The following is a 22,137-nucleotide window of genomic DNA, read 5'->3' as shown; positions in this document are numbered from 1 at the left end:
GGGGGGGGGGGTGGTGGTTATAGTAGGGGGTTATGCAGAGTTTTTTGCGGGTTGGTTTGAGCTCTAGCCGGGGGGGGGGGTAGTCGTTTAGGGCTGCCCTGGTTTGGGCTCCTGGTTTTGGTGGGGTTGTTGGGGTCGGTGTTGGTTTGGGTGGGGGGTGTGGGTGCGCAGAGTGTGCCGAACACTCCGTCGTCGCCGCAGGTGGTGGTGTTGGGTGGTGGTCAGGTGCGGTTGTCGTGGGGGCCGCCGCCAGCCACTGTGGGGGTTGTGGGTTATGAGTATGTGTTTTCGCGGTCGACCGATGGTGGAACCACGTGGGTTCCGCCGGTGGATAGGGTGGTGGTTACTTCTACGGGGTTAGCGCCCACCTCGGGGGATCGTAGTGGGGTTGTGTGGCGGCCGGTGCCCGGGGGTGGGGCTGCTCGGTCGTTTGTGGTGTCGGGTTTGACGATTGGTAGCACCTACCGGTTCTGGGTGCGGGCGGTGAACGCTGCGGGAGCGGGCCGTATTGTATTGTTAGGGACAGATGTGGTGTCTAGTGTTCCATTAGCGCCGGGGGGTTTGCGGGCGGTTGTTTCCGATTCTCAGGTGGAGTTGAAGTGGACCGAGGCTCAGGGTAAAGTGGCAGGGGCGGGATTTGCTAATATTTTGCGGTACGAGTACGCGATCAAACAAGGTGATGGGCAGTGGTCTGTGTGGTCGCCGATGCCGGATTTGATTCGTGGGAGTTCGGTTGTGGCGGCTGAGTATCGTGATTCGTTTGTGGTGTCGGGTTTGACCAACGATGTTGGGTATTCGTTCAGGGTGCGGGCGGTTAACAAGCATGGCAATGGTGCCACCGGTGAGGTGGGGCCGGTGGTGGTGGGGGGTGCGCCGGGTGCTCCTCGTGACTTTGTGGTGACACCGGGGGATAAGTCGGCGTTGTTGTCGTGGCAGCAGCCGGGGGTGGTTGGCTCCCCGGTAACGGGTTGGGAAGTCCGATGGTCAGACAAGGGGTACGGCGGTTTGGGGCTTGCTCAGTGGATGAGGGTTCCTGGTGGGGCTGGGGTTAGGTCTTATTTTGCGAGTGGTTTGGATAACACCAAGAGTTATGTATTTGAGGTGCGGGTGGTTAACGCGTTGGGTGGGGGTGTGGGGGCGCGTTCTGGGTTTGTGTATTTGGGTGCGTTGCTGGGGGTGCCTCGTGATTTGGAGACGACGACGGTGACGGAGTCGTCGGTGACGTTGAGGTGGAACAATCCGGCTAATTTATCTGGTGGTACTGCTATTAGTGGGTTTAGGCGGTATGAGTATTCGTTGCGGGCCGGTGATGGGCAGTGGGGTGGTTGGGTGGCGATACCGGGTGACTCCACGACTCAAGAGTTTACGGTTACGGGTTTGACGGCGGGCACCGGGTATCGGTTCCGGGTGCGGGCGGTGAACAGTGTTGGTGCGGGTGCGGTGGCCGAAACTGTGGGGGTTGTTTATCCGGGTACGGCTCCGGCAGCGCCGGCGGTGTCAGCAGAGGTGGTGTCGGATTACACTATAGGGTTGCATCAGGTGGTGTTGTCGTGGACGGGTTCCGATGGTGGTTCCCCGGTGACGAAGTGGCAGTTGAAGCGGGCGACAACGGTGGACGGGTTGACCAGCGCAGTGTGGCATAATTTGTGTGATAACACAGAGGGGGCGGATCCGAGGTGTGGGGGGTTGTCGACGGTTACGGTGCCCCAGTATCGGACTTTTGACTATAAGAATGCAACTGCCTGTTTTGTTGGGTTGTGTGTGGGGATTTTGAAGGTGGGGGAGCATTATTTTGTGTTGCGGGCGGAGAATGCTAGGGGTGTGGGTTTGGAGTCGGGGGTTGTGAGGGTGAACATTGCCAAGGGTGTTCCTTCTATGGCTTACACCGTGTTGTTTAGGGGTTATACTGGTGATCCCCGCAAGGCCGGTAGTCGGCCTCATATGGGGGCAAACTCTCCTGTGAGTTATCTTCATGGTGGTAAGCGTTTGCGGTTTGAGTGGTCGTGGAAGGTCGGTGATGGGCAGTGGGGTGGGTGGTTCACTCAACAGGGTAGGTTGAGTAGGGCAACCGAGACTTTTGGTGGGATGACTTTTGAGGTTGGGAAGACGTATACGTTTAGGACTCGGACGGTGTCTGATTTGGGTGTGGGTTATGCGGTCGAGTCGGAGCCGTTTGTTTTCGGGGCTCCAGGCTTGCCGGGTGCTGATGGTTGGTGGGGTGCTAGCTTGACGCGTCCGGAGGTGTTGGCGGTGCCGGGTAATGGTCAGGTGAAGTTGAACATCGTTCGACCCAAAGCGAGGTTCGTGAGGCGTTCTGGTGGTTTTGTGGTTGGTTATGAGAATGCTTTCACCGATACCGATGGTACTTATGATGACACGGTTTGGGAGTATTCGTATCGTCCCGCCGGGGGTGAGTGGTCGCCGTGGGCGGTGTCCGGTACTGGTCAAAGGTTCCCGGGGCAGTCTGCGAAGAGAACCGATTTGGGCGATGGGATTACGGTGTCGGGTTTGCGTAATGGGGTGGCCTATGAGTTTAGGGTCAGGGCGCGGAACCGGCACGGTACCGGTTGGTTGGTGGGTCCGGCGTTGTATTCCAACGGTGCCGGTTTGTTGAACAAAGCCGCCGATGCCATTCCGGATAGGGTGGTGATACCGGGTGTGGCACCGCCCGCGCCGGCGGGTTTGACGGCTTCGGGTGGTGATGGTGAGGTGTCGTTGTCGTGGATGTCGGTGGGGTCTGGGGGTCCTCCGATTATTCGTTGGGAGTACATCAAGGATTCAAAAGCTGCGGGCGCGAATACCTCATGGAGTGGTTGGGACAGTGTTTGGACACCGGTTCCGGGTTCGGGGCCGTCGACGACTCAAGCGGTGGTGAAGGGTTTGACCAATGGCACCTCGTACCGGTTCCGGTTGCGGGCGGTGAACGCGTTGGTGGCCTTGGACAGCGAGGGTGTTTTGGATACTGTGACTACCACTGTCAACAAGGGTGCCCAGGCGCAGTCATTATCCGTCACCCCCGGTAAGACGCCCACCGCGCCCCGCCAGGTGAGGGTGGTGCCGGCCGATGGTGGGGTGAGGGTTACTTTGTTGGCCCCGGTGGGTGGTTCTGTTGTTTTGGGTTATGAGGTTCGGGTGCGCCGCACCGGTAGTGGCAGTTTTGATGCGTGGGCATCGTTGGGAGCTCGCATAACCCCACCGGCCCGCCATCGGGCGGAATCAGCAGGGGTGCCGGTATGGGGCTTGACCAATGGGGTGGCCTATGACTTCGAGGTGCGAGCGGTGAACCAATTCGGTGCGGGCCCCGCCGCAGGTGTGGTCGGCCCGGTGACGCCGGTGGGTGCACCTGCTGGCGGTTCGCTGCAAGCCACTGCTGGTGATGGGCAGGTCACGCTGTCATGGGCGGCGACGAACACGGGGGGCAGCACGGTTACGGGTTGGCAGTACCGCATGAAAACGGCTGGTGGGGGTTACGGTTCATGGACGATCGTTACTGGTGGGGCCGCAGCCCGTAGTTTGGTGGTGGATGATCTCGCCAACGGGCGGGCTTACACGTTCCAGGTGCGGGCCATAACCACCGATGTTCAGGTGATTGGGGCGGCGTTCGAGTCCGAGGCGGTCACCCCATCAGCGGTGCCCCCGGTGCCGTCGGTGACCGCCACCGCTGCGGATATGAAGGTCACTTTGAACTGGAGTCCTGGTGCTAGCGGTGTGGTGGGGGAGTCCAACTGGGCTGATGCGGTTACTGGTTGGCAGTACCGGATGAAAACCGGCACTGCTGGTTACGGGGCTTGGGTTGATGTCCCTGCTGCTACCACCACCCGTGACATCGGTGGCCTCACCAATGGTGTTGCCTACACCTTTGAGGTCAGGGCTCAGAACAGGATTGGTGCCGGTGCTGTTGGTACTGCGACGGTGACCCCGGCGGCGGTGCCTGCTGCGCCCACGGTTACCACCACCGCTGGTGACAAGATGGTGACGGTGAGCTGGACGGCTGGTGGTGATGGGGGTTCGGTGGTGACGGGTTGGCAGTTGCGCACCGGTACCGGCCAGTGGGTTGATTATCCGGCTGGCACCTCTTTGGTGCCTGTTCAGAACCTCGCCAATGGCACTACTTACACTTTCCAGGTTCGAGCCCAGAACGCGATGGGCAACGGTACCGTTGGGGTTGACACCGCGATGCCGGCCACGGTGCCTGAAGCTCCCACGGTTACCACCACGTCCGGTGACGGTACGGTTACTTTGTCGTGGACACCCGGTGTTGATGGTGGGTCTGCGGTGACGGGTTGGCATTTGCGGGTTGATGATGGCCAGTGGCAGGACCTGGCCGGCATGGGTTTGGGTGCTGATGCAACCTCGGTGCCCGTTTTGAACCTCGCTAATGGCACTAGTTACACGTTCCACATAAGAGCTCAGAACGCGATGGGGGCTGGTGCTGTGGCTACTGTTGCGGCGACACCGGCGGCAGTACCCGCTGCCCCCACCGTGTCTGCTGCCGCCACCGATGGCACTATCACTGTTACTTGGATGGCGGGTGGTGATGGTGGGTCTGCGGTGACGGGTTGGCAGTGGCGTACCCGGGTCGGTAGCGCTGGTTTTGGTGATTGGGCGGATGTTGGTGCGGCTGTGACCCGCACGGTTGTATCAGGGGTCGATACCGGTACCGGCCCGGTGGGTTATACCTTCGAGGTGCGAGCGGTGAACGCGGTGGGGGCCGGCCCCGCGGGCACCTCGCCCACCATCGTTCCTGGCGATGACCGGGCTGGTGATGAGGGTTACTACTCCGGTCCTGTCAATAGTCCGAGTTTCTGTGCGGAGTTCTCTTTGGGTGGGGCTCGCTTGTTCGCCCTTGACAGCGACGGTGATGGGGTGGCCGACATCTGCTCGCTGCCCTACACGCGCCGTGAGGCGATAGCCCGCCACAACGCGGTGATCACCCTGGCCAACCGGTACCCGGATTTGTATCGCCGGCTTGTCAACGCTGAGTGCGCCAACCAGCCCGGTAGCGAGGCTTGCGGCGGTGATGAGTTGGCCGCTCCGGGGTTCCCGCCGCCCAACGACGGTGGCCCCTACTACTCGGGCACCATTACCGGCCCCTCCTGGTGCGCCAACCGTTCCCTGGGTGGGCCCACCACCTACCCGTTGGACAGTGATGGTGACGGGGTGGCCGATGTGTGTTCGCTTCCGTACACCCGGCGTGAGGCCATAGCCCGTCAAAAGGCCGGCGACACCCTGGCCGCCACCTACCGTGACGAGTACAGGGCTGTGCTTGCTGAGGAGTGCCGCCGCTTGGGTCGTGGCAGTTACGGCGACAGTGTTGCTGATCTGAACAACGACATCTGCGCCTAACCAACTTCCACCTAATTTCTCCCCGTCGGGGTGCCCCCTACCACCCGGGGGTCAACCCCGGCGGGGACCCACTAACCCCCTAAACCCCCTCGCGGTGGGCATCGAGCAGGGATTCGACGGCGGTTAGGGTGGGCATGGATGGCTGGGCCCCCGATGTTGCCACCGCCAGGGCCCCGGCGGCATTGGCGAAGCGGGCGGCCTTGATCAAGGGGCGACCCTCAGCCAGCGCTACGCCCAACGCACCGCAGAAGGCATCACCGGCACCGGTGGGGTCCACCACCTGCGTCGGATAGGGGGGAACCTCCACCCCGTTTATGAGGGCACCCCGGCTGCCCAGGGTGATTACCGTTTCGCACTGGTCCGTTCGCGGCCCGATGGCCGCCACCTGGGCCTGCTCGGCCCGGTTCATCACCAGCACATCGGCCAGGGGAGTGACCGCCTTCACCAGTACCGGGTCGACGGGAGCGGGGTTGAAGAGCACCGCGGTCCCGCTCGAGCGGGCGATCTGGGCCGCTCGCTGGGCCCCCGCAGCTCCCACCTCGCCCTGGAGAAGCAGGACATCGGCTCCGGTAATCACCGCCTCGGCTTCATCGGCATCGGCCATCCCGGTATCGGCGTTGGCTCCGGCAACGATGACTATGGAAACCTCCGAGGGGGTGATGAGCGGCACCGCGGTCCCGGTGGGCTCCTGGGATATCCGGACATGGCCGATGTTCACCCCGTTGCCGCTGAGCGTGTCCAGCAGCCAGCGGCCCCGATCGTCGTTGCCCACGCAACCCACCAGGTGGGCCGCGGCTCCGAGCCGGGCCGCGGCGGTGGCCTGGTTGGCCCCCTTGCCCCCGGAGAACACCCCCATTCTTTGGGCCCGCAACGTTTCATCGGGGCCGGGAAGCCGGTCGAGCCAGATGGACAGGTCGTAGTTGAGGCTCCCGAAGGACACAACCTTCATGCAACTATTATCCCTGGTATCCCTGTAGTATCTCTGAAACTAGCGTGCCCGAAGATGGCATCTCTCGAATAACTGGTAGCTCTCGGGTGGGTGTTTTGGGTTGAAGGGTGCTAACCTGAACCCGTCCCCCGGGCACCGGTACGGCAAGGAGCAGTGCAGATGCCCGTTTTCTGACTGACGGACATTGAGTAAGGATGGCTGAGAAGCTACTGTCAAAGACCGCGACAATCGAGAAACACCGCCTTCACGACACCGATACAGGCTCACCCGAGGTTCAGGTCGCACTGCTCACAGAGCGGATCAACCACCTCACCGAACACTTGAAGGTGCATGTCAAGGACCACCACAGCAGGCGAGGCTTGTTGATAATGGTGGGCCGGCGGCGGCGGTTGCTCGACTACGTCAAGGACAACGATGTGGAGCGCTACCGCGGGATCATCGCAGAACTCGGGCTTCGCCGCTGACCAGCGAGTGCCGCCGAGGCGACATATGAAAAACAATTAAGCGGACCAGGAGGAAGCATACGGTCCGCTCGGATCCAGAATGATCCGGAGAGGAGCAAAAGTGGCGCAAGCCATCACCGTTTCAGCCGTCTTGGGCGGCGCGGACAACAAAACCCTGTCATTGGAGGCAGGTCGTCTGGCCGGGCAGGCCGATGGGGCCGTGGTGGCCCGTATGGGTGGTACCACCATCCTGGTTACCGCCACCGCGGCCCGCCGGGTTCGGCAGGGGGCGGATTTCTTCCCTCTCACCGTTGATATCGAGGAGCGGATGTATGCCGCGGGCAAGATCCCCGGCTCGTTCTTCCGCCGGGAGGGTCGGGCTCCCGAGTCCGCCATTTTGACCTGCCGCCTGATCGACCGTCCCCTGAGGCCCTCTTTTCCCGATGGATTTCGCAACGAGGTTCACATCGTCGGAACGGTTCTGAGCGCCGATCAGGAGAATCCCTACGACGTGGTTGCCATCAACGGCGCGTCGGCCGCACTGAGCATCTCGGGAATCCCGTTCGCCGGTCCGGTTGGGGCGGTGCGGGTGGCACACAGCGTCGAGGGCCAGTGGATTCCCCACCCCACTTACGAGGAGAGCGCCGATTCCACCTTCGAGATGGTGGTTGCTGGTCGTGTGCTGGACAACGGCGACGTGGCCGTCATGATGGTGGAGGCCAACGGCACCGAAGCGTGCTGGTTGCACTACAGCAACGGTGCCCCCAAGGTGGATGAGGCTGCCCTGGCCGAGGGGTTGGAGCAGTCCAAGCAGTGGATCAAAGAAGCGGTGGGCCTTCAACGCCGGCTGATCGCTTCCGCCGAGGTGAAGTCCCCCATGGAGTACGAACTCCAGGCCGACTACACCCCCGAGGTGGAGGCCGCGGTGTCCGAGGTCGGGGCCGGCAAGCTGGCCACGGCCATGGCCATAGCCGACAAGGCGGCCCGCAAGGATGCCGAGGCTCGGGCCACCGACGAGATCACCGAGGCTCTGGCCGGCCGGTTCGGCGATGTTGAAGGGGTTGACCAGCAGATATCGGCCGCGATCCGATCGCTTACCAAGAGCATCGTGCGTACCCGCATCGCCAAGGACGGTACCCGCATCGACGGCCGGGGAGTGTCCGACCTCCGCCCGCTGGCTTCCGAGGTGGGGATGGTGGAGACCGTCCACGGATCCGGGCTGTTCGAGCGGGGTGAGACCCAGGTGCTGAACATCACCACGCTGGGCACGGCCCGGATGGATCAGATGATCGACGGGATCGACCCGGTTGACAAGAAGCGGTACATCCACCACTACAACTTCCCCCCCTACTCCACCGGGGAGACCGGCTTCATGCGGGGTCCCAAGCGCCGGGAGATCGGACACGGCGCGCTGGCCGAGAAAGCCCTGATTCCGGTCGTCCCCGATATGGACGAGTTCCCCTACACGTTGCGCCTGGTGTCGGAGGTGCTCTCCTCCAACGGTTCCAGTTCCATGGGTTCGGTGTGTGCGTCCACGCTGTCGCTCATGGATGCCGGTGTGCCCATCAAAGCCCCGGTGGCCGGGATTGCCATGGGGCTGGTGCTCCACGAGGGCGACTACATCACGCTTACCGACATCTTGGGCACCGAGGATGCGTTCGGCGATATGGATTTCAAGGTGGCGGGTACGGCCGACTTCGTGACCGCCCTGCAACTCGACACCAAGATCGACGGCCTGCCCGCCGATGTTTTGGCGGGGGCGTTGAACCAGGCCCGTGATGCCCGGCTCAAGATCCTGGAGGTTATGGCCGGGGCCATAGATGCCCCTCGGGACGATGTCCGGCCCACCGCGCCCAAGATTGTCAAGTTCGAGATACCGCTGGACAAGATCGGCGAGGTCATAGGCCCCAAGGGCAAGGTGATCAACTCCATTCAGGCCGAGACCGGGGCCGAGGTCAACGTGGACGACGGCCAGGACTTCGGAATCGTCACCGTCTCTTCGTCCAACCGGGACAGCGTGGCCGAAGCCGAGCGTCAAATCCGTTTGATATTGGATCCGCCCACTGCCGATGTGGGTGGGGTTTACCTCGGGAAGGTGGTGAACATCACATCATTCGGAGCATTCGTCAACATCCTTCCGGGCCGCGACGGTTTGGTGCACATCTCCAAGCTCGGTCGGGGTCGTCGGATCGACCGGGTTGAGGATGTGGTCTCCCTGGGCGACGACCTCGAGGTTTTCGTGGAGGACATCGACCCCAACGGCAAGATCAGACTCAAGCTGGTCGGCGACGACAGCGACTCCACCGATGATACGGAGCGGGATAGGGGTGGTAGGGATCGTCGTTCTGATGATCGGGATCGGGATCGTCGGGGTGGTCGTTCTGATGATCGGGATCGGGATCGTCGGGGTGGTCGTTCTGATGATCGGGATCGTGGTGGTAGGGGTGGTCGTTCTGATGATCGGGATCGTGGTGGTAGGGGTGGTCGTTCTGATGATCGGGATCGTGGTGGTAGGGGTGGTCGTTCTGATGATCGGGATCGTGGTGGTAGGGGTGGTCGTTCCGATGATCGGGATCGTGGTGGTAGGGGTGGTCGTTCCGATGATCGGGATCGTGGTGGTAGGGATCGTCGTTCCGATGATCGGGGTGGCCGAGGCCGTCGGGACGGTGACAGCCGGGGAGGTCCTGGCCAGGTGGCTTCCTTTGAAGTTGATTTCGAGGCCCAGCTACGGGATGAGTTCGGCGATCTCGGACCGGATGGGGGCTCTCATCGCCATGGAGGAGGTCGCGACCGCGACCGCGACCGCAATCGCCCCTCGCGCTGATCCCGCAATGCTTCGGGTAGGGGTGTTCGGAGCGGGGGGCAGAATGGGGGCCACCGTATGCGAGGCATTGGCGGCCGACCCCGACTTGGAGCTGGTGGCCGCGGTCGATCCTCATCGGGTGGGGGTGGCGGCGGGAGGGGCAGTCGTGGCCGCCCACCGTCAGGCCGTGGCCGATGCCGGAGCCGAAGTGGTGGTTGATTTCACCATTGCCGATGCCGCCCGCGACAACCTGGTTTGGCTGGCCGAGCAGCGCATTCACGCGGTTGTGGGTACTACCGGGCTTACCGGTGAGGATCTCGAGCGGCTCGATTTTGCGTTCACCAGCGCCGACCGAGCCTGCGTCGTCGTCCCCAACTTCGCCATCGGCGCGGTGCTGATGATGAGGTTTGCCGAGCTGGCCGCGCCCTACTTCGACACCGCCGAGGTGATCGAACTGCACCACAACGCCAAGATCGACGCTCCCTCGGGCACGGCCCGCCTCACCGTGGAAAGGATGGCGGCCGCCTCAAGTACGTGGGCCCCCGATCCTACCGAACATGAAATGCTGACCGGGGTGCGGGGGGCTGAGGGGCCTGCCGGTATCCGGGTGCACTCGGTGCGGATGGGGGGGATGGTGGCCCATCACGAAGTAATCCTGGGCACCGAGGGCCAGACGCTCACCATCCGCCACGACTCCACCGATAGGGCCTCGTTCATGCCCGGTGTGCTGGCCGCGGTGAAAGCCGTCCCGGGTCACTCGGGGCTCATCGTAGGTCTCGACACCCTGCTGGCCATCTAGCCGACCGGGCCGGTTGTGTCGCTCCGGCGCTTGCTGCTGCATGTAATTGTGGGGTCGAAGAAATCGCGGAGCTCTCCAACCCCGGTTGCGTCGCTCCGGCGCTTGCTGCTGCATGTAACTATGGGGTCGAAGAAATCGCGGAGCTCTCCAACCCCGGTTGCGTCGCTCCGGCGCTTGCTGCTGCATGTAACCGTGTTGCTGGCCGTGGCCGCCATGGTTACCGCCGGGTTCTGGCAGCTCCACCGGTTGTCGGAGCGCAAAGACCGAAACAGCCTCATCACCGACCGGGGCGAACTGCCCGTTGCCGAGGTGCAGAACCTGGTGGGCATCCACGATTCCTACGAGGTGGGGCAGGAGATCGAGTTCCGCACGGTCCGAGCCTTAGGGGTCTACCAACCGGCGGATCAGGTGCTGATTCGCAACCGGACCTACCAGGGTTCGGCCGGGTACTGGGTTCTCACCCCGTTGCAGCTCGATACCGGGGCCACGGTGGCGGTCAACCGGGGTTGGATTTCCCGCGGTGCCGCTTTGGATCCGTCCCCCGCGGCTTTCGCCCCGATTCCCGGGCCGGTTGAGGTGATCGGACTGTTGCGGGCCACGGTGACCGCCGTTGGGCTCCAGCAGGACGACCCCCCTCAAGGGGTGCTGACCGAAATGGCCCGCCCCGACCTGGCTCGCCTGGCCCGGCAACTCGACACCGATTTGCTCCCGGTCTATGTACAACTCCAATCCCAGAACCCCCCGACCGGTGAACTGCCCGTTCCCGCTCCGGCTCCCGACCTGGGGGAAGGATCCCATCTTGCCTATGCCGTGCAGTGGTTCGTATTCGCCGCCATCACATCGGTCGGTTACCCCTTGATGATGCGTCGCAGCTTTTCGCTGGTTACCCCTTGATGATGCGTCGCAGCTTTTCGCTGGTTACCCCTTGATGATGCGTCGCAGCTTTTCGCTGGTTACCCCTTGATGATGCGTCGCAGCTTTTCGCTGGTTACCCCTTGATGATGCGTCGCAGCTTTTCGCTGGTTACCCCTTGATGATGCGTCGCAGCTTTTCGCTGGTTACCCCTTGATGATGCGTCGCAGCTTTTCGCTGGTTACCCCTTGATGATGCGTCGCAGCTCATCGCCGGCTTGAAACCGATACTGGGGCGGGCCGGAGGTGGGGGTGGGATAGGGTGGAACGGTGAGCCGTCCGCCAGAGACAAACGATCTGGTGATGCGGGTGCTCCATGCTCTGCGGATCAAGGGTATGGCCGACGATGCCGCGGTGGCTCGGGCGGCCGGGTTGGCCACCGCCCACGCCGGTGATGTGTTGAGGGATCTGGCCGAGCAGGGGTGGGTGCGCTACCGGGCCGGGAGCCGGTCCCAGGGGTGGATGCTGCTGGCACCGGGCCGGACCGAGGGAGAGCGGCGGGTGGCCGATCAGATCCAGCGGTCCGGTCGGCGACCGCAGGTTCACGAGCTCTACCGGTCGTTCATGGTTCTGGACCCCGAGCTGAAATCGGCCTGCACCGATTTTCAGGTCAGAGATGGTCTGACGGTGAACGACCACACCGATCCCGAGTACGACGCTGCGGTCATCGGCCGCCTGGCCGAGATCAACCGTGGGGTTCAGCCGATCACCGCTCAGCTCGCCGGCGAGCTCGACCGTTTCGGTCACTACGGGGACCGGTTCGACCTCGCCCTGGGCCGGGTGCTGGGCGGCGACCTCGACTGGTTCACCAAACCCTCGGTTGATTCCTACCATGAAGTGTGGTTCGAGCTGCACGAGGACCTGCTGGTGACCCTGGGAATCGACCGGGCAACCGAGACGGTCGCCGATATCGCCGAGGCATGAAGCACAAGGAGGATCAATGGCCCGATTCGGCAGGGTGATCACCGCCATGATCACGCCGTTTGGTGATGACGGCTCGCTCAACCTGGAAGCGTCCGCTTTGCTGGCCCGATGGCTGGCCGACCACGGAAGCGAGGGGTTGGTGGTGGCTGGCACCACTGGTGAGGCCCCGACCCTGACCCATGACGAGCAGATCCAACTTATCGAGGCGGTAGCCCAATCGGTGGACATACCGGTGGTGGCCGGAGCGGGCAGCAATGACACCGCCGCAGCCGTCGAACTCACCGAGCGGGCCACCGAGGTCGGTGCCGACGGCATCCTGCTGGTGGCCCCCTACTACAACCGCCCTTCCCAGGCCGGTCTGGCCAAGCACTTCCGCACGGTGGCCGCCGCTACCCACCTCCCGGTTGTCATCTACGACATACCGGTGCGTACCGGACGCAAAGTGGACACCGAAACGCTGCTGGAGCTGGCTCATGGTGTTGACAACATCGTGGGGCTCAAGGATGCCGCCGGTGATCCTGCCGAAACCGCCAAGTTGATCGCTCGGGCTCCGGAGGGTTTCGAGGTGTACAGCGGTGACGACAGCTTGAATCTGGCGCTGCTGGCCGTCGGAGCGGTGGGGTTCATCAGCGTGGCCACCCACTGGAGCGGTGCCGAGCACGCCGACATGATCACGGCTTTTTCGAGTGGCGACGTGGCCGCCGCCCGCCGGATCAATGCCGGTTTGATCCCCTCCTACGACTACGAGACCGGGCCGGCGGCGCCCAACCCCATCCCGACCAAAACCATGATGCGGCTTATCGGGCTTCCGGTGGGTCGATGCCGCCCCCCCATGGATGTCGAGCCCGACGGGTTGGTGGATACCGCGGCCGCAGTTCTCGCAGGCACCCGCTTGGCCCCCCATGGCTGAGCCGGTCCGGATTGTTTGTTTGGGTTTTTCCCTGGGAGTGGTTGTAGGTGGCCATGGCTGACCCGGTCCGGATCACCTTTCTGGGGGGGTTGGGAGACATTGGGAGGAACTGTGCGGCGATCGAATGCCGGGGTGAGCTGCTCCTGCTGGACTGCGGGGTGCTGTTCGCCGATGAGAACATGCCGGGGGCCGACTTCGTCCTACCCGACCTGGAATATCTCCACGATCGGGCCGATCGCATCGTGGGCTGCGTGTGCACCCACGGCCACGAGGACCACATCGGGGCGCTAGCTCATGTTCTGGGCCGGTTCTCGTTCCCGGTGTATGCCTCCCCGTTCACCCTGGGGCTGATCCGTCACCGCCTCGAGGAACACGGGGTGGTCAACCGCACGACACTCGTACCCATCGGTGATCACGATCGTGTCGGTATCGGATCGTTCGACTGCGAGTTCATCCCGGTCACCCACTCGGTCCCCTCCGGATTGATCTCGGTGATCCGCACCCCTCAGGGGGTGATCCTGCATTCCAGCGACTTCAAGCTGGATTTGAACCCGGTTGATGGGCGCCGTACCGATCTGGCCCGGATCGGGGCCATTGCCCACGACGAGGGAGTGCGGCTGCTGCTGTGCGACTCCACCAACTCCGAGATTCCCGGGAGTTCCCGGTCGGAGACCGAGGTGGGAGAAGTGCTGCGCCGGGTGTTCACCGACCATCCCGACCAGCGGCTGGTGGTGGCGGCATTCTCCAGTCATGTTCATCGGGTTCAGCAGGTGGTGGATGCAGCGGTGGGGTCGGGGCGCAAGGTGGCCACGCTGGGTATGTCCATGAAGCGCAACTTCGCCCTGGCCCGGGAGTTGGGCTTGCTCCGGCTGCCCGACCGAGCGTTCATGGATGTGTCCGAAGCCGATCGCTACCCTCCGGGACAGGTGTGCGTGGTGTCCACCGGTTCGCAGGGGGAGCCCCGCTCGGCTCTGGCCCTGGCCGCCACCGGCGACAGTCGCTGGATCGACATAGGGTCGGCGGATGTGGTGGTGCTGAGTTCGAGCGCGATCCCCGGCAACGAGGCCCGTGTGGCCCGAATGATCAACAACCTGGTGAGCCGGGGGGCCGATGTGATCCACAGCGACCGGATGGAGGTGCACACCACCGGCCATGGCAAGCAGGACGAACTGCGCACGCTGCATACCGTTGCCGATCCCGCGTACTTCGTGCCCGTCCATGGCGAGGCCCGCCACCTCATCGCCCACGCCGAGCTGGCCATCAAGATGGGTATGCCCTCCGATCGGGTGGTTACGGCTCGTGACGGCGAGCAGGTGGAATTGAGCGACCGTGGTCTGATCAACCGGGGGAAGGTGACCTCGGGGGCCTATTTCTATGTGAACGGGAAGTTCATCGAGAGCAACCCGGAGCTCTTCGGCGACCGATCCATTCTCGGTAACCAGGGGGTTGTGACCGTGGTGGTGGTGGTGGACCGGGCGAAGGGTCGGCTGGTGAACCGTCCCCGCTTCATCAGCCGGGGTTGGGTGGGGGACGGTAACGCTCGGGATCTGGAGCGGGCCGGGGCTGATGAGGTGGCCGCCGCGGTGCAGGATTACCTGGCCGGAGGTGAGGGGGACGGTTTGGAGCGGCTGGTCCGGCGGGCGGCGGGCCAATTCGTGAACCACAACACCGGTCGCCGCCCGATGATCGTTCCGGTGGTGGTTGAGCTTTGAGCGGGGTCGCGGCCCGGTGATCGTTCGGGTGGTGGTGGGGGTAACCGTTGGTTGTGGGTGTTGACAATGATACGGTTGTTTCTGTTGTGGCTACTCGAACCGCTCGAAAACCCGCGACCAGCTCCCGTACCAGCGCTGGTGCCAAGATCGGCTCCAAGTCTCGGTCCAAGGTCGGTGCCAAGTCTCGGTCCAAACCCGGTCCCAAAGCCGGTGCCAAGTCTCGGTCCAAGGCCGGTGCCAAGGTCGGCTCAAAGTCTCGACCCAGAGCCGGTGCCAAGGCCGGTGCCAATTCGGCCGGCAGGCTGAGGCAGGCTTCGGCTGCGGTTTGGGCCGGCCACCGTGGCGATATCATCGCGGTGGGTTTCGTTCTCGCCGGGCTGGTGGCCGCCTGCGGGATCTGGGCCGATGTGGCCGGTCCGGTCGGAGCGGGGATCAGGATCGCTACCGGCGTGCTCATCGGATCGATGCGGGCTCTGGCCCCCATGGCTTTGGTGGGGATCGGGATCATGCTGCTGCGGGGCCCCCGTCCCGGGGATGCCTCCGTAGGGGAGCCCGAAGGGGGCACGATTCCGGGGGCTGGGGGCAACACTGCCCGGGCCGAGCTGGTACTGGCAGTGCGCCTGGGGGTCGGCACCACGTTGATGCTGCTGTCGATCACCAGTTTGCTGCACATAACGATGGGACGGCCCGGAGTCGGCGATTTCGACGGCTTGGCGGGCGCAGGCGGGGCGCTGGGCCTGGCCGTGGGGGGTGTGCTGGTTGCCGCGATGGGGGTTTGGGGAGCCGTTCTGGTGATGATCGCCACAGGTTTGCTGGGCACGGTGGTGCTCACCCGGGTGTCGTTGCGGGCCTGGGCCCGGCGGGTGGACGGCACCAAGCTGAAAGCCGGTTTCAGCCGGATCGCCCGTTCGCTCTCGGCCAAAATCTCGGGGCCGGTTACGCCGGTCGACCATGACCAAGGCCCCGGGGAGTCGGAGCCCTCCACCCCCGAGACAGTGGCTATCCCAACCCTGCCCCCAGAGTTCGAGCCCGAGTCCGCGGTGGAGGTTATGGGGTCTGAGGCTGAGCCTGAGCCCGCGCCTGGTGCGGGTGCTCTGGGGTCTGGGTCTGATTCTGAGCCCGCGCCTAGTGCGGGTGCTCTGGGGTCTGAGTCTGAGTCTGAGTCTGAATCTGGCGCTGATGGCTCTCCGCTCGAATCCGGCCCGGCTGGTTCCCGGGCCGATCCACGGTGGCGGGCACCGACCATCGTCGGGGACAACCATCCTGTTTCGTCGGTGTGGAAGCTTCCCCCGCTGGACCTGCTTACCGGGTCTGATCCCCAGCAGGGCAACCAGCAGGAGGCCGCCCGGATGGGTGCCGCCCTCGAGCGGGCTCTGGCGGCCCACGATGTGGATACCAAGCTGGTGGGTATGGTGGTCGGACCCACCGTAACCCGCTACGAGCTGGAGTTGGCCCCCGGGGTCAAGGTCAGTCGGGTCACCAGCCTGAGCAAGGACATTGCCTACGCCATGGCCTCGCCAGATGTCCGTATCCTGGCCCCGATTCCCGGCCGCCGGGCCATAGGGGTGGAGGTGCCCAACCCGGACCGCCAGGTGGTATCCCTGGGCGGCATTTTGATGTCGGATGAGGCCCGTAGGGCAATCCACCCCCTGGAGGTGGCCATCGGCCGGGACATCAATGCCAAGCCGGTGATAATGGACCTGTCCCGGATGCCCCACATCCTCATTGCCGGTGCCACCGGTGCGGGCAAGTCCTCGTGCATAAACTCCATGATCACCTCGGTGCTCATGCGGTCCACCCCCGACCAGGTTCGCATGATCCTGATTGATCCCAAGATGGTGGAGATGGCCCAGTACGAGCATGTGCCCCACCTGCTCACCCAGCCGGTCACCGACCCCAAGAAGGCGGCCAACGCCCTGGCCTGGGCGTGCCGGGAGATGGATCGCCGCTACGAGATTCTGGCCTCGGTCGGCGTTCGCGACATCAACGGCTACAACGAGGCCTGCGACCGGGGCGTTTTCGAGCGGGATCACCATTCGGGAGTAGATGATTCCGAGGTTCAGGAGCGGATGCCGCTCATCCTGGTGGTGGTGGATGAGCTGTCCGACCTGATGATGGTGGCTCCCCGGGACGTGGAGGATTCCATCTGCCGGATCGCCCAGAAGGCTCGAGCAGTGGGTATACATCTGGTGATCGCCACCCAGCGACCGTCCATCAACGTGATCACCGGGGTTATCAAGGCCAATATCCCGGCCCGGTTGGCCTTCGCGGTGTCCAGCCAGACCGACAGTCGGGTGATCCTCGACCAGCAGGGGGCCGAGCGTTTGGTGGGCCGGGGCGACATGCTGCTGCTCAGCCCCACCTCCACCGCGGCCCAGCGTATTCAGGGGGCTTGGGTTACCGAGGCCGAGGTTCGCAGCGTGGTGGCGGCTTGGCGACGCCAGGACGCGGCGATGGGCCACGGTGTTATGAGCACTGCGGCCACCTCCGAGGCCGGGCCCGGCGATGTCGATCCTCTGGCCCCCGACCCCGCCGCGGCCTCCGGGAACCGGGGCGACGAGGACGACGAGCTGCTGGCTCAGGCCATGCGGCTGGTGGTGGAGAGCGGGCTCGGTTCCACATCCATGCTCCAGCGCAAGCTCAGGGTGGGGTTCGCCCGAGCGGGCCGGCTGATGGATCTGCTCGAGCGGCGGGGGGTGGTGGGACCATCCGAGGGATCCAAGGCCCGAGAGGTTTTGATGTCCCCCGACGAACTCACTTGATCGGGCCGGTAGGGTCGCCGGCTGCTGGGTGGGGGATTGCCTCCAGACCCGTCCGGTTTCATCTCCGATCTGTAGTCTCCTAGCGTGGTATTGGCAGCGGTATTGCTTGCAGGGGGCCTCTTGGTGTTGGCGGTGGGTGCCGATCAACTGGTCATAGGCGCATCCCGTTTGGCTCTGGCTCGGGGTATCTCGCCGATCGTGATCGGGGCGCTGGTCATCGGTTTCGGTACCAGTGCTCCCGAGATGCTGGTATCCGGCCTGGCCGCCGCGGACGGCAAAGCCGACTTGGGAGTGGGCAACATCGTCGGTTCGAACGTGGCCAACCTGAGCCTGGTGCTGGGCTTTGCCGCGCTGGTGGCCGCCCTGGCCGCCGGGGGCCGCCGCATCCGGGTGGCTCGTAGCACCCTGTGGCGGGAGGGAATGGTAGCGGTGGTTGCCGCGGTGCTGTTCTGGGTGCTCATCCAGGACGGGTTCCAGCGTTGGGAGGGGGTGGTTCTGGCGGTGGCCTTCGTGCTGTCCATGACCGCCATCCTGCGACGACCGGCCCATGCCGGCAAGGTGGTGGGTGAAGTTGCCCGCCGGGACAAGCTCATCAGCCAGCCTTTCGAGTTGGGTCGAACCGTGTTGGGGTTGACGGCCACGGTGACCGGTGCGCAACTGGCGGTGGAGGGAGCCGTTGACATCGCCCAGGAGGTTGGTCTGGGCACGGGTTTCGTGGGACTGTCGCTGGTGGCCTTCGGTACTTCGCTGCCCGAGCTGATCACCGGGGTGCAGGCGGCCCGCCGGGGGGAGGCCGATCTGCTGGTCGGCAATATTCTGGGCTCCAATACGTTCAACAGCTTGCTGGTGGGCGCGCTGGTGGCGCTGCTGGGCCCCGGTCCGCTGGTCGACGGGAACCTGTCCGGTTTGGCGGTGTGGATCATGGTGGGCATTTCCGCCGGTGCCTGGCTGATCATGTTCCTGGGTAACGGTTTGAAGCGATGGTGGGAGGGTGCGCTTTTGCTGGCCGTCTACCTGGTGTCGATGCCATTTTTGGTGTCCGGCGATACCGATGAAGCCGGCAATGTTGCGCGGTCGGTTCCCGCTGGCGAGGTGGTGGCTCGGCCCGGGGTGGAGCGTGAGGCTGACCCTAGTGGTGGTTTTCGGTTGATTCCCGCTGCCGAGGTGGTGGCTCGGCCCGGGGGGGAACTCCAAGTTGTCTCGGCGTAGCCCTACCCCCAGGTTCTGGGTGGAGACGCTGGGGTGTCCCAAGAACCAGGTGGATTCCGACAAGATCCAGGGTTTGCTGGTTCAAGACGGGATGGTTGCCGCCGATGCCCCCGAGGAGGCTGATCTGGTGGTGGTCAACACCTGTGCTTTCATCGAGGAGGCCCGCCAGGAGTCGGTTGACACGGTGCTGGAGTTGCGAAAGGCCGTGGCCGGTGCCGAGCTGGTGGTCACCGGATGCATGGCCGAGCGTTACGGTACCGAGCTGGCCGAAGCCCTGCCCGAGGTCGACCGGGTGGCCGGGTTCGGCGTACCGGTCAGCATCGGGGCCAAGCCCCCGGCAGTAGCTCCGTCGGCCCAGGATCGGTCTGCGTCGGCTGCGCTTTCTGCGGCCCAGGATCGGCCTGTGCGGGCTGCACTTTCTGCGGCCCAGGATCGGCCTGCGTTGGCTGCACTTTCTCCGGCCCAGGATCTGCCTGCATTCGACTTGTTGAACCTGCCTCGGCCGCCTGTTGAAGCACCGTGGGCCTATGTGAAGATCGCCGAGGGGTGTGACCGCCGTTGCGGTTACTGCGCCATTCCCGGTTTCCGGGGGCCGCAGCGCTCCCGATCGGCCGAAGACATCGAGCGGGAGGTGGAGGGTCTTGGGGTGCGAGAGGTGGTGCTGGTCGCCCAGGATCTGGCCTCCTACGGGCGCGACCAGGGTAAGGGGGAGCGGGGAATCATCCCCCTGGTGGAGTCGCTGCGCCGCCGGGTGGACTGGGTGCGGTTGCTGTACCTGTATCCATCCGACCTCACCGACCCGCTGATCGACGCCATCTGCGCCACCGGGGTCCCCTACTTCGACCTGTCGTTGCAGCACGTGTCCCGCCCGTTGCTGGCCCGGATGCGCCGGTGGGGTGATGGTGACCGGTTCGCGGCTCGCATCGCCGACATCCGCCGCCGCCGACCCGAGGCGGTTCTGCGGTCGAACTTCATCATCGGCTATCCCGGTGAGACCGAAGCCGACCACGATGCCCTGCTGGATTTCGTGGCCGAGGTGCGCCTGGACTGGTGCGGGTTCTTCACCTACTCGGCGGAGGAGGGCACCCATTCCGTCACCCTCGACGGTGAGGTGCCTGCCGAGCTGGCCGCGGAGCGCCGCCGGGAGCTGGCCGAGGTGCAGGATGGCATAACCGCAGCCCGGCGGGATCAGCTCATCGGTCGCGACATCGAAGTTCTGGTGGATGCCCCCGGCGTGGCCCGCAGCTACCGGGAAGCTCCTGAGATCGACGGGATCATCATCGTGCCCGAACACCTGCCCGCCGGCCGGTTCCATACCGTGCGGGTGGTGGATGCCCGAGGCGTTGACCTGGTGGCCGAGGTTGCTTCCCCAGCAGGGGATACCGCCCCGGCCGAGGATGCTGCCCCAGCAGTGGTCGAGGCACCATCGGCACGAGTGGGGGGGTCGTGAACCGGGTGGGGTCGTACCCGTGGGCCGATCTGTGGTTGGCGGCCAACCTGGTGACCCTGGGCCGTATCGTGGCATCGCCCCTGCTGTTCGTGCTCATCCTGTCTGCATCCGAAAGCATGGGCACGTCGTGGGCCGTCCTGGCCGTGGGCTGGGTGCTGGGGGCCAGCGACTACTACGACGGATGGATAGCCCGCTCCTCCGGCAGCGTCAGCCTCTGGGGGGCGTTTCTGGATCCGCTGGCTGACAAGGTGATGATCCTGGGGGCGGCCTGGTGTTTCGTGGCGGTGGGTAGGTTCTTCTGGGTGCCGGTGCTGATCATCACGGTGCGGGAGCTGCTGGTGAGCGCGGTTCGCACCAAATGGGCCCGGGACGGCCTGTCGCTTCCCGCCCGCCGCTTGGCCAAGTTCAAGACGCTGGTGCAGGGGGCGGCCCTGACCGTGGCCGCGCTACCCCCGCTGGAGGGAACCGGCTGGGCTCCCTCGCCGGCCATCTGGGCGGCCGTGGCCATCACCGTCTACACCGGAGGGCGCTACCTGGCCGATGGCCGAGCCGGAGCGATAGCAGCCATGGGCCGCGGGCAATCCGCTGGGGGCGTATAGGCATACGGGCATCCCATGCCGTCGTCCTTCTTGCCGGCCATGGGCCGAGGGCAATCCGCTGGGGGCGTATAGCCTCCGGGTGTGAATTGTGAAGTAATCGCAGTGGGAACCGAGTTGTTGCTGGGTCAGATCGTTGACACCAACTCGTCGTGGATCGGTGAGCAGTTGGCGCTGGCCGGTATCGACTCGCACCATCAGGTCAAGGTGGGCGACAACTTCGAGCGCATGACGGGGGTGCTGATCCAGGCCCTGGAGCGCAGCGATTCGGTAATCATGTGCGGCGGGTTGGGTCCCACCCAGGACGACATCACCCGGGAGGTAGTAGCCGCCGCCCTGGGGGTTGATCTGGTAAGGCGCGACGATCTGGTGGAGCGCATCTCGGCCGTGTTCGGGGGCAGGGGGCGACCCATGCCGGAGAACAACCTGCGCCAGGCCGATGTGCCCGCTGGGGCCGAGGTGATGCCGGTCATGCCCGGCACCGCCCCCGGGTTCATGATTTCCACCGGCGATCAGGTGGTGTACGCCGTGCCCGGTGTGCCCTGGGAGATGCAGCAGATGGTGAGCGAGTGCGTGCTGCCCGATCTCAAACGCCGGGCCGGTATCACCGCGGTGATAAAGAGCCGCACGCTGCGCACCTGGGGTGACTCCGAGTCGGGCCTGGCCGAGAAGCTCCATGGCGAGCTTGAGCGGCTGGACAAAACCGGCGAGTGCACCATCGCCTTTCTGGCCTCGGGTATGGAGGGCTTGAAAGTGCGGCTCACCGCCAAGGCCTCCAGCGAGGACGCGGTTGACGAGATCCTGGCCGGCGAGGAGCGGATCGTTCGGGGGTTGATCGGCGACATCGTGTTCGGTGTGGATGGCGAGACCATGGAATCGGCTGTGCTCGACGCTCTGCGGTCCCGGGGGTGGACACTGGCCCTGGCCGAGTCGCTCACCGGGGGGATGATCGGGGCCCGGCTCACCGCGGTGCCCGGGGCCAGCGATGTGTTCCGGGGCGGGCTGGTTTCCTATGCCGGTGACATCAAGTTCGACCTGCTGGGTGTGCCCGAGGGTCCGGTGGTGAGCGAGGAGGCGGTAACCGCCATGGCTCGGGGGGCGGCCCGACTGCTGGGGGCCGATTGTGCCATCGCGGTTACCGGGGTGGCTGGTCCCGACCCCCTCGACGGGCAGGAGCCGGGCACGGTGTGGATGGCCACGCTGGTGGCCGGAGAGGTGGTGGCCATCCGGGTGAAGTTCCCCTTCGATCGGGAACGTACCCGCCAGTTCACCACCGTCTCGGTGCTCAACAACCTCCGCGTTCGGATTTTGGCCGGGCGGTGA

14 protein-coding genes are annotated in these 22,137 nt (G+C 64.6%); 13 read left to right on the top strand and 1 reads right to left on the bottom strand.

Annotated features, from left to right (window positions below; genetic code table 11):
* Positions 1 to 159: 159 nt before the first annotated feature.
* The gene (locus ACOGXC_RS08475; protein WP_419917760.1) at positions 160 to 5,346 is read left to right on the top strand and encodes a fibronectin type III domain-containing protein; all 5,187 of its coding nucleotides are present in this window, start codon (positions 160 to 162) and stop codon (positions 5,344 to 5,346) included.
* Positions 5,347 to 5,425: 79 nt separating this feature from the next.
* Here the strand turns inward: ACOGXC_RS08475 and ACOGXC_RS08470 are convergent, their stop codons facing one another.
* The gene (locus ACOGXC_RS08470) at positions 5,426 to 6,295 is read right to left on the bottom strand and encodes a PfkB family carbohydrate kinase (RefSeq protein WP_419917759.1); all 870 of its coding nucleotides are present in this window, start codon (positions 6,293 to 6,295) and stop codon (positions 5,426 to 5,428) included.
* 194 nt (positions 6,296 to 6,489) lie between these two features.
* Between ACOGXC_RS08470 and rpsO the strand changes: the two genes are divergently transcribed.
* From rpsO to ACOGXC_RS08410, 12 genes are all read left to right on the top strand, one after another.
* Positions 6,490 to 6,759, top strand: a complete 270-nt coding sequence (gene rpsO, locus ACOGXC_RS08465) for a 30S ribosomal protein S15 (protein WP_419917758.1) — start codon at positions 6,490 to 6,492, stop codon at positions 6,757 to 6,759.
* A 100-nt stretch (positions 6,760 to 6,859) separates the two neighbouring features.
* Positions 6,860 to 9,562 (top strand): polyribonucleotide nucleotidyltransferase, encoded by a 2,703-nt coding sequence (locus ACOGXC_RS08460; RefSeq protein WP_419917757.1) that lies wholly within the window; start codon positions 6,860 to 6,862, stop codon positions 9,560 to 9,562.
* 7 nt (positions 9,563 to 9,569) lie between these two features.
* Entirely contained in the window at positions 9,570 to 10,340 is a 771-nt protein-coding gene (gene dapB, locus ACOGXC_RS08455; RefSeq protein WP_419920049.1) for a 4-hydroxy-tetrahydrodipicolinate reductase, read from the top strand.
* 174 nt (positions 10,341 to 10,514) lie between these two features.
* The gene (locus ACOGXC_RS08450; protein ID WP_419917756.1) at positions 10,515 to 11,234 is read left to right on the top strand and encodes an SURF1 family protein; all 720 of its coding nucleotides are present in this window, start codon (positions 10,515 to 10,517) and stop codon (positions 11,232 to 11,234) included.
* 287 nt (positions 11,235 to 11,521) lie between these two features.
* On the top strand, positions 11,522 to 12,175 hold the full coding sequence (locus ACOGXC_RS08445) for a transcriptional regulator (protein ID WP_419917755.1): 654 nt from the start codon (positions 11,522 to 11,524) through the stop codon (positions 12,173 to 12,175).
* A gap of 16 nt (positions 12,176 to 12,191) precedes the next feature.
* A complete protein-coding gene (gene dapA / locus ACOGXC_RS08440) occupies positions 12,192 to 13,085 on the top strand; it encodes a 4-hydroxy-tetrahydrodipicolinate synthase (protein ID WP_419917754.1) in 894 nt (297 codons plus the stop codon).
* A gap of 53 nt (positions 13,086 to 13,138) precedes the next feature.
* Positions 13,139 to 14,797 (top strand): ribonuclease J, encoded by a 1,659-nt coding sequence (locus ACOGXC_RS08435; RefSeq protein WP_419917753.1) that lies wholly within the window; start codon positions 13,139 to 13,141, stop codon positions 14,795 to 14,797.
* Positions 14,798 to 15,153: 356 nt separating this feature from the next.
* Entirely contained in the window at positions 15,154 to 17,559 is a 2,406-nt protein-coding gene (locus tag ACOGXC_RS08430) for a DNA translocase FtsK 4TM domain-containing protein (RefSeq protein WP_419917752.1), read from the top strand.
* A gap of 84 nt (positions 17,560 to 17,643) precedes the next feature.
* Positions 17,644 to 18,768: a calcium/sodium antiporter gene (locus tag ACOGXC_RS08425; RefSeq protein ID WP_419917751.1), complete on the top strand. Its 1,125-nt coding sequence runs from the start codon at positions 17,644 to 17,646 to the stop codon at positions 18,766 to 18,768.
* Positions 18,769 to 18,787: 19 nt separating this feature from the next.
* Positions 18,788 to 20,218 (top strand): 30S ribosomal protein S12 methylthiotransferase RimO, encoded by a 1,431-nt coding sequence (gene rimO / locus ACOGXC_RS08420; RefSeq protein WP_419917750.1) that lies wholly within the window; start codon positions 18,788 to 18,790, stop codon positions 20,216 to 20,218.
* Positions 20,215 to 20,817, top strand: coding sequence for a CDP-alcohol phosphatidyltransferase family protein (locus ACOGXC_RS08415; RefSeq protein ID WP_419917749.1), 603 nt, complete (start codon positions 20,215 to 20,217; stop codon positions 20,815 to 20,817). The genes rimO and ACOGXC_RS08415 overlap by 4 nt, the downstream gene beginning before the upstream one ends.
* Before the next feature lie 81 nt (positions 20,818 to 20,898).
* The gene (locus ACOGXC_RS08410) at positions 20,899 to 22,137 is read left to right on the top strand and encodes a competence/damage-inducible protein A (protein ID WP_419917748.1); all 1,239 of its coding nucleotides are present in this window, start codon (positions 20,899 to 20,901) and stop codon (positions 22,135 to 22,137) included.

Source organism: Candidatus Poriferisocius sp. (assembly GCF_965202595.1).
Classification (GTDB): Bacteria; Actinomycetota; Acidimicrobiia; order Acidimicrobiales; family Bin134; genus Poriferisocius.
The sequence above is the reverse complement of the archived record's forward strand: the minus strand, read 5'-3'. Positions and strand labels throughout refer to the sequence as shown.

What these genes read in the sequence shown, in the direction of transcription:
- ACOGXC_RS08470 (WP_419917759.1), bottom strand. Translation starts at nt 6,295, where the DNA reads ATGAAGGTTGTGTCCTTCGGGAGCCTCAACTACGACCTGTCCATCTGG.
- rpsO (WP_419917758.1), top strand. Translation starts at nt 6,490, where the DNA reads ATGGCTGAGAAGCTACTGTCAAAGACCGCGACAATCGAGAAACACCGC.
- dapB (WP_419920049.1), top strand. Translation starts at nt 9,570, where the DNA reads ATGCTTCGGGTAGGGGTGTTCGGAGCGGGGGGCAGAATGGGGGCCACC.
- dapA (WP_419917754.1), top strand. Translation starts at nt 12,192, where the DNA reads ATGGCCCGATTCGGCAGGGTGATCACCGCCATGATCACGCCGTTTGGT.
- ACOGXC_RS08435 (WP_419917753.1), top strand. Translation starts at nt 13,139, where the DNA reads ATGGCTGACCCGGTCCGGATCACCTTTCTGGGGGGGTTGGGAGACATT.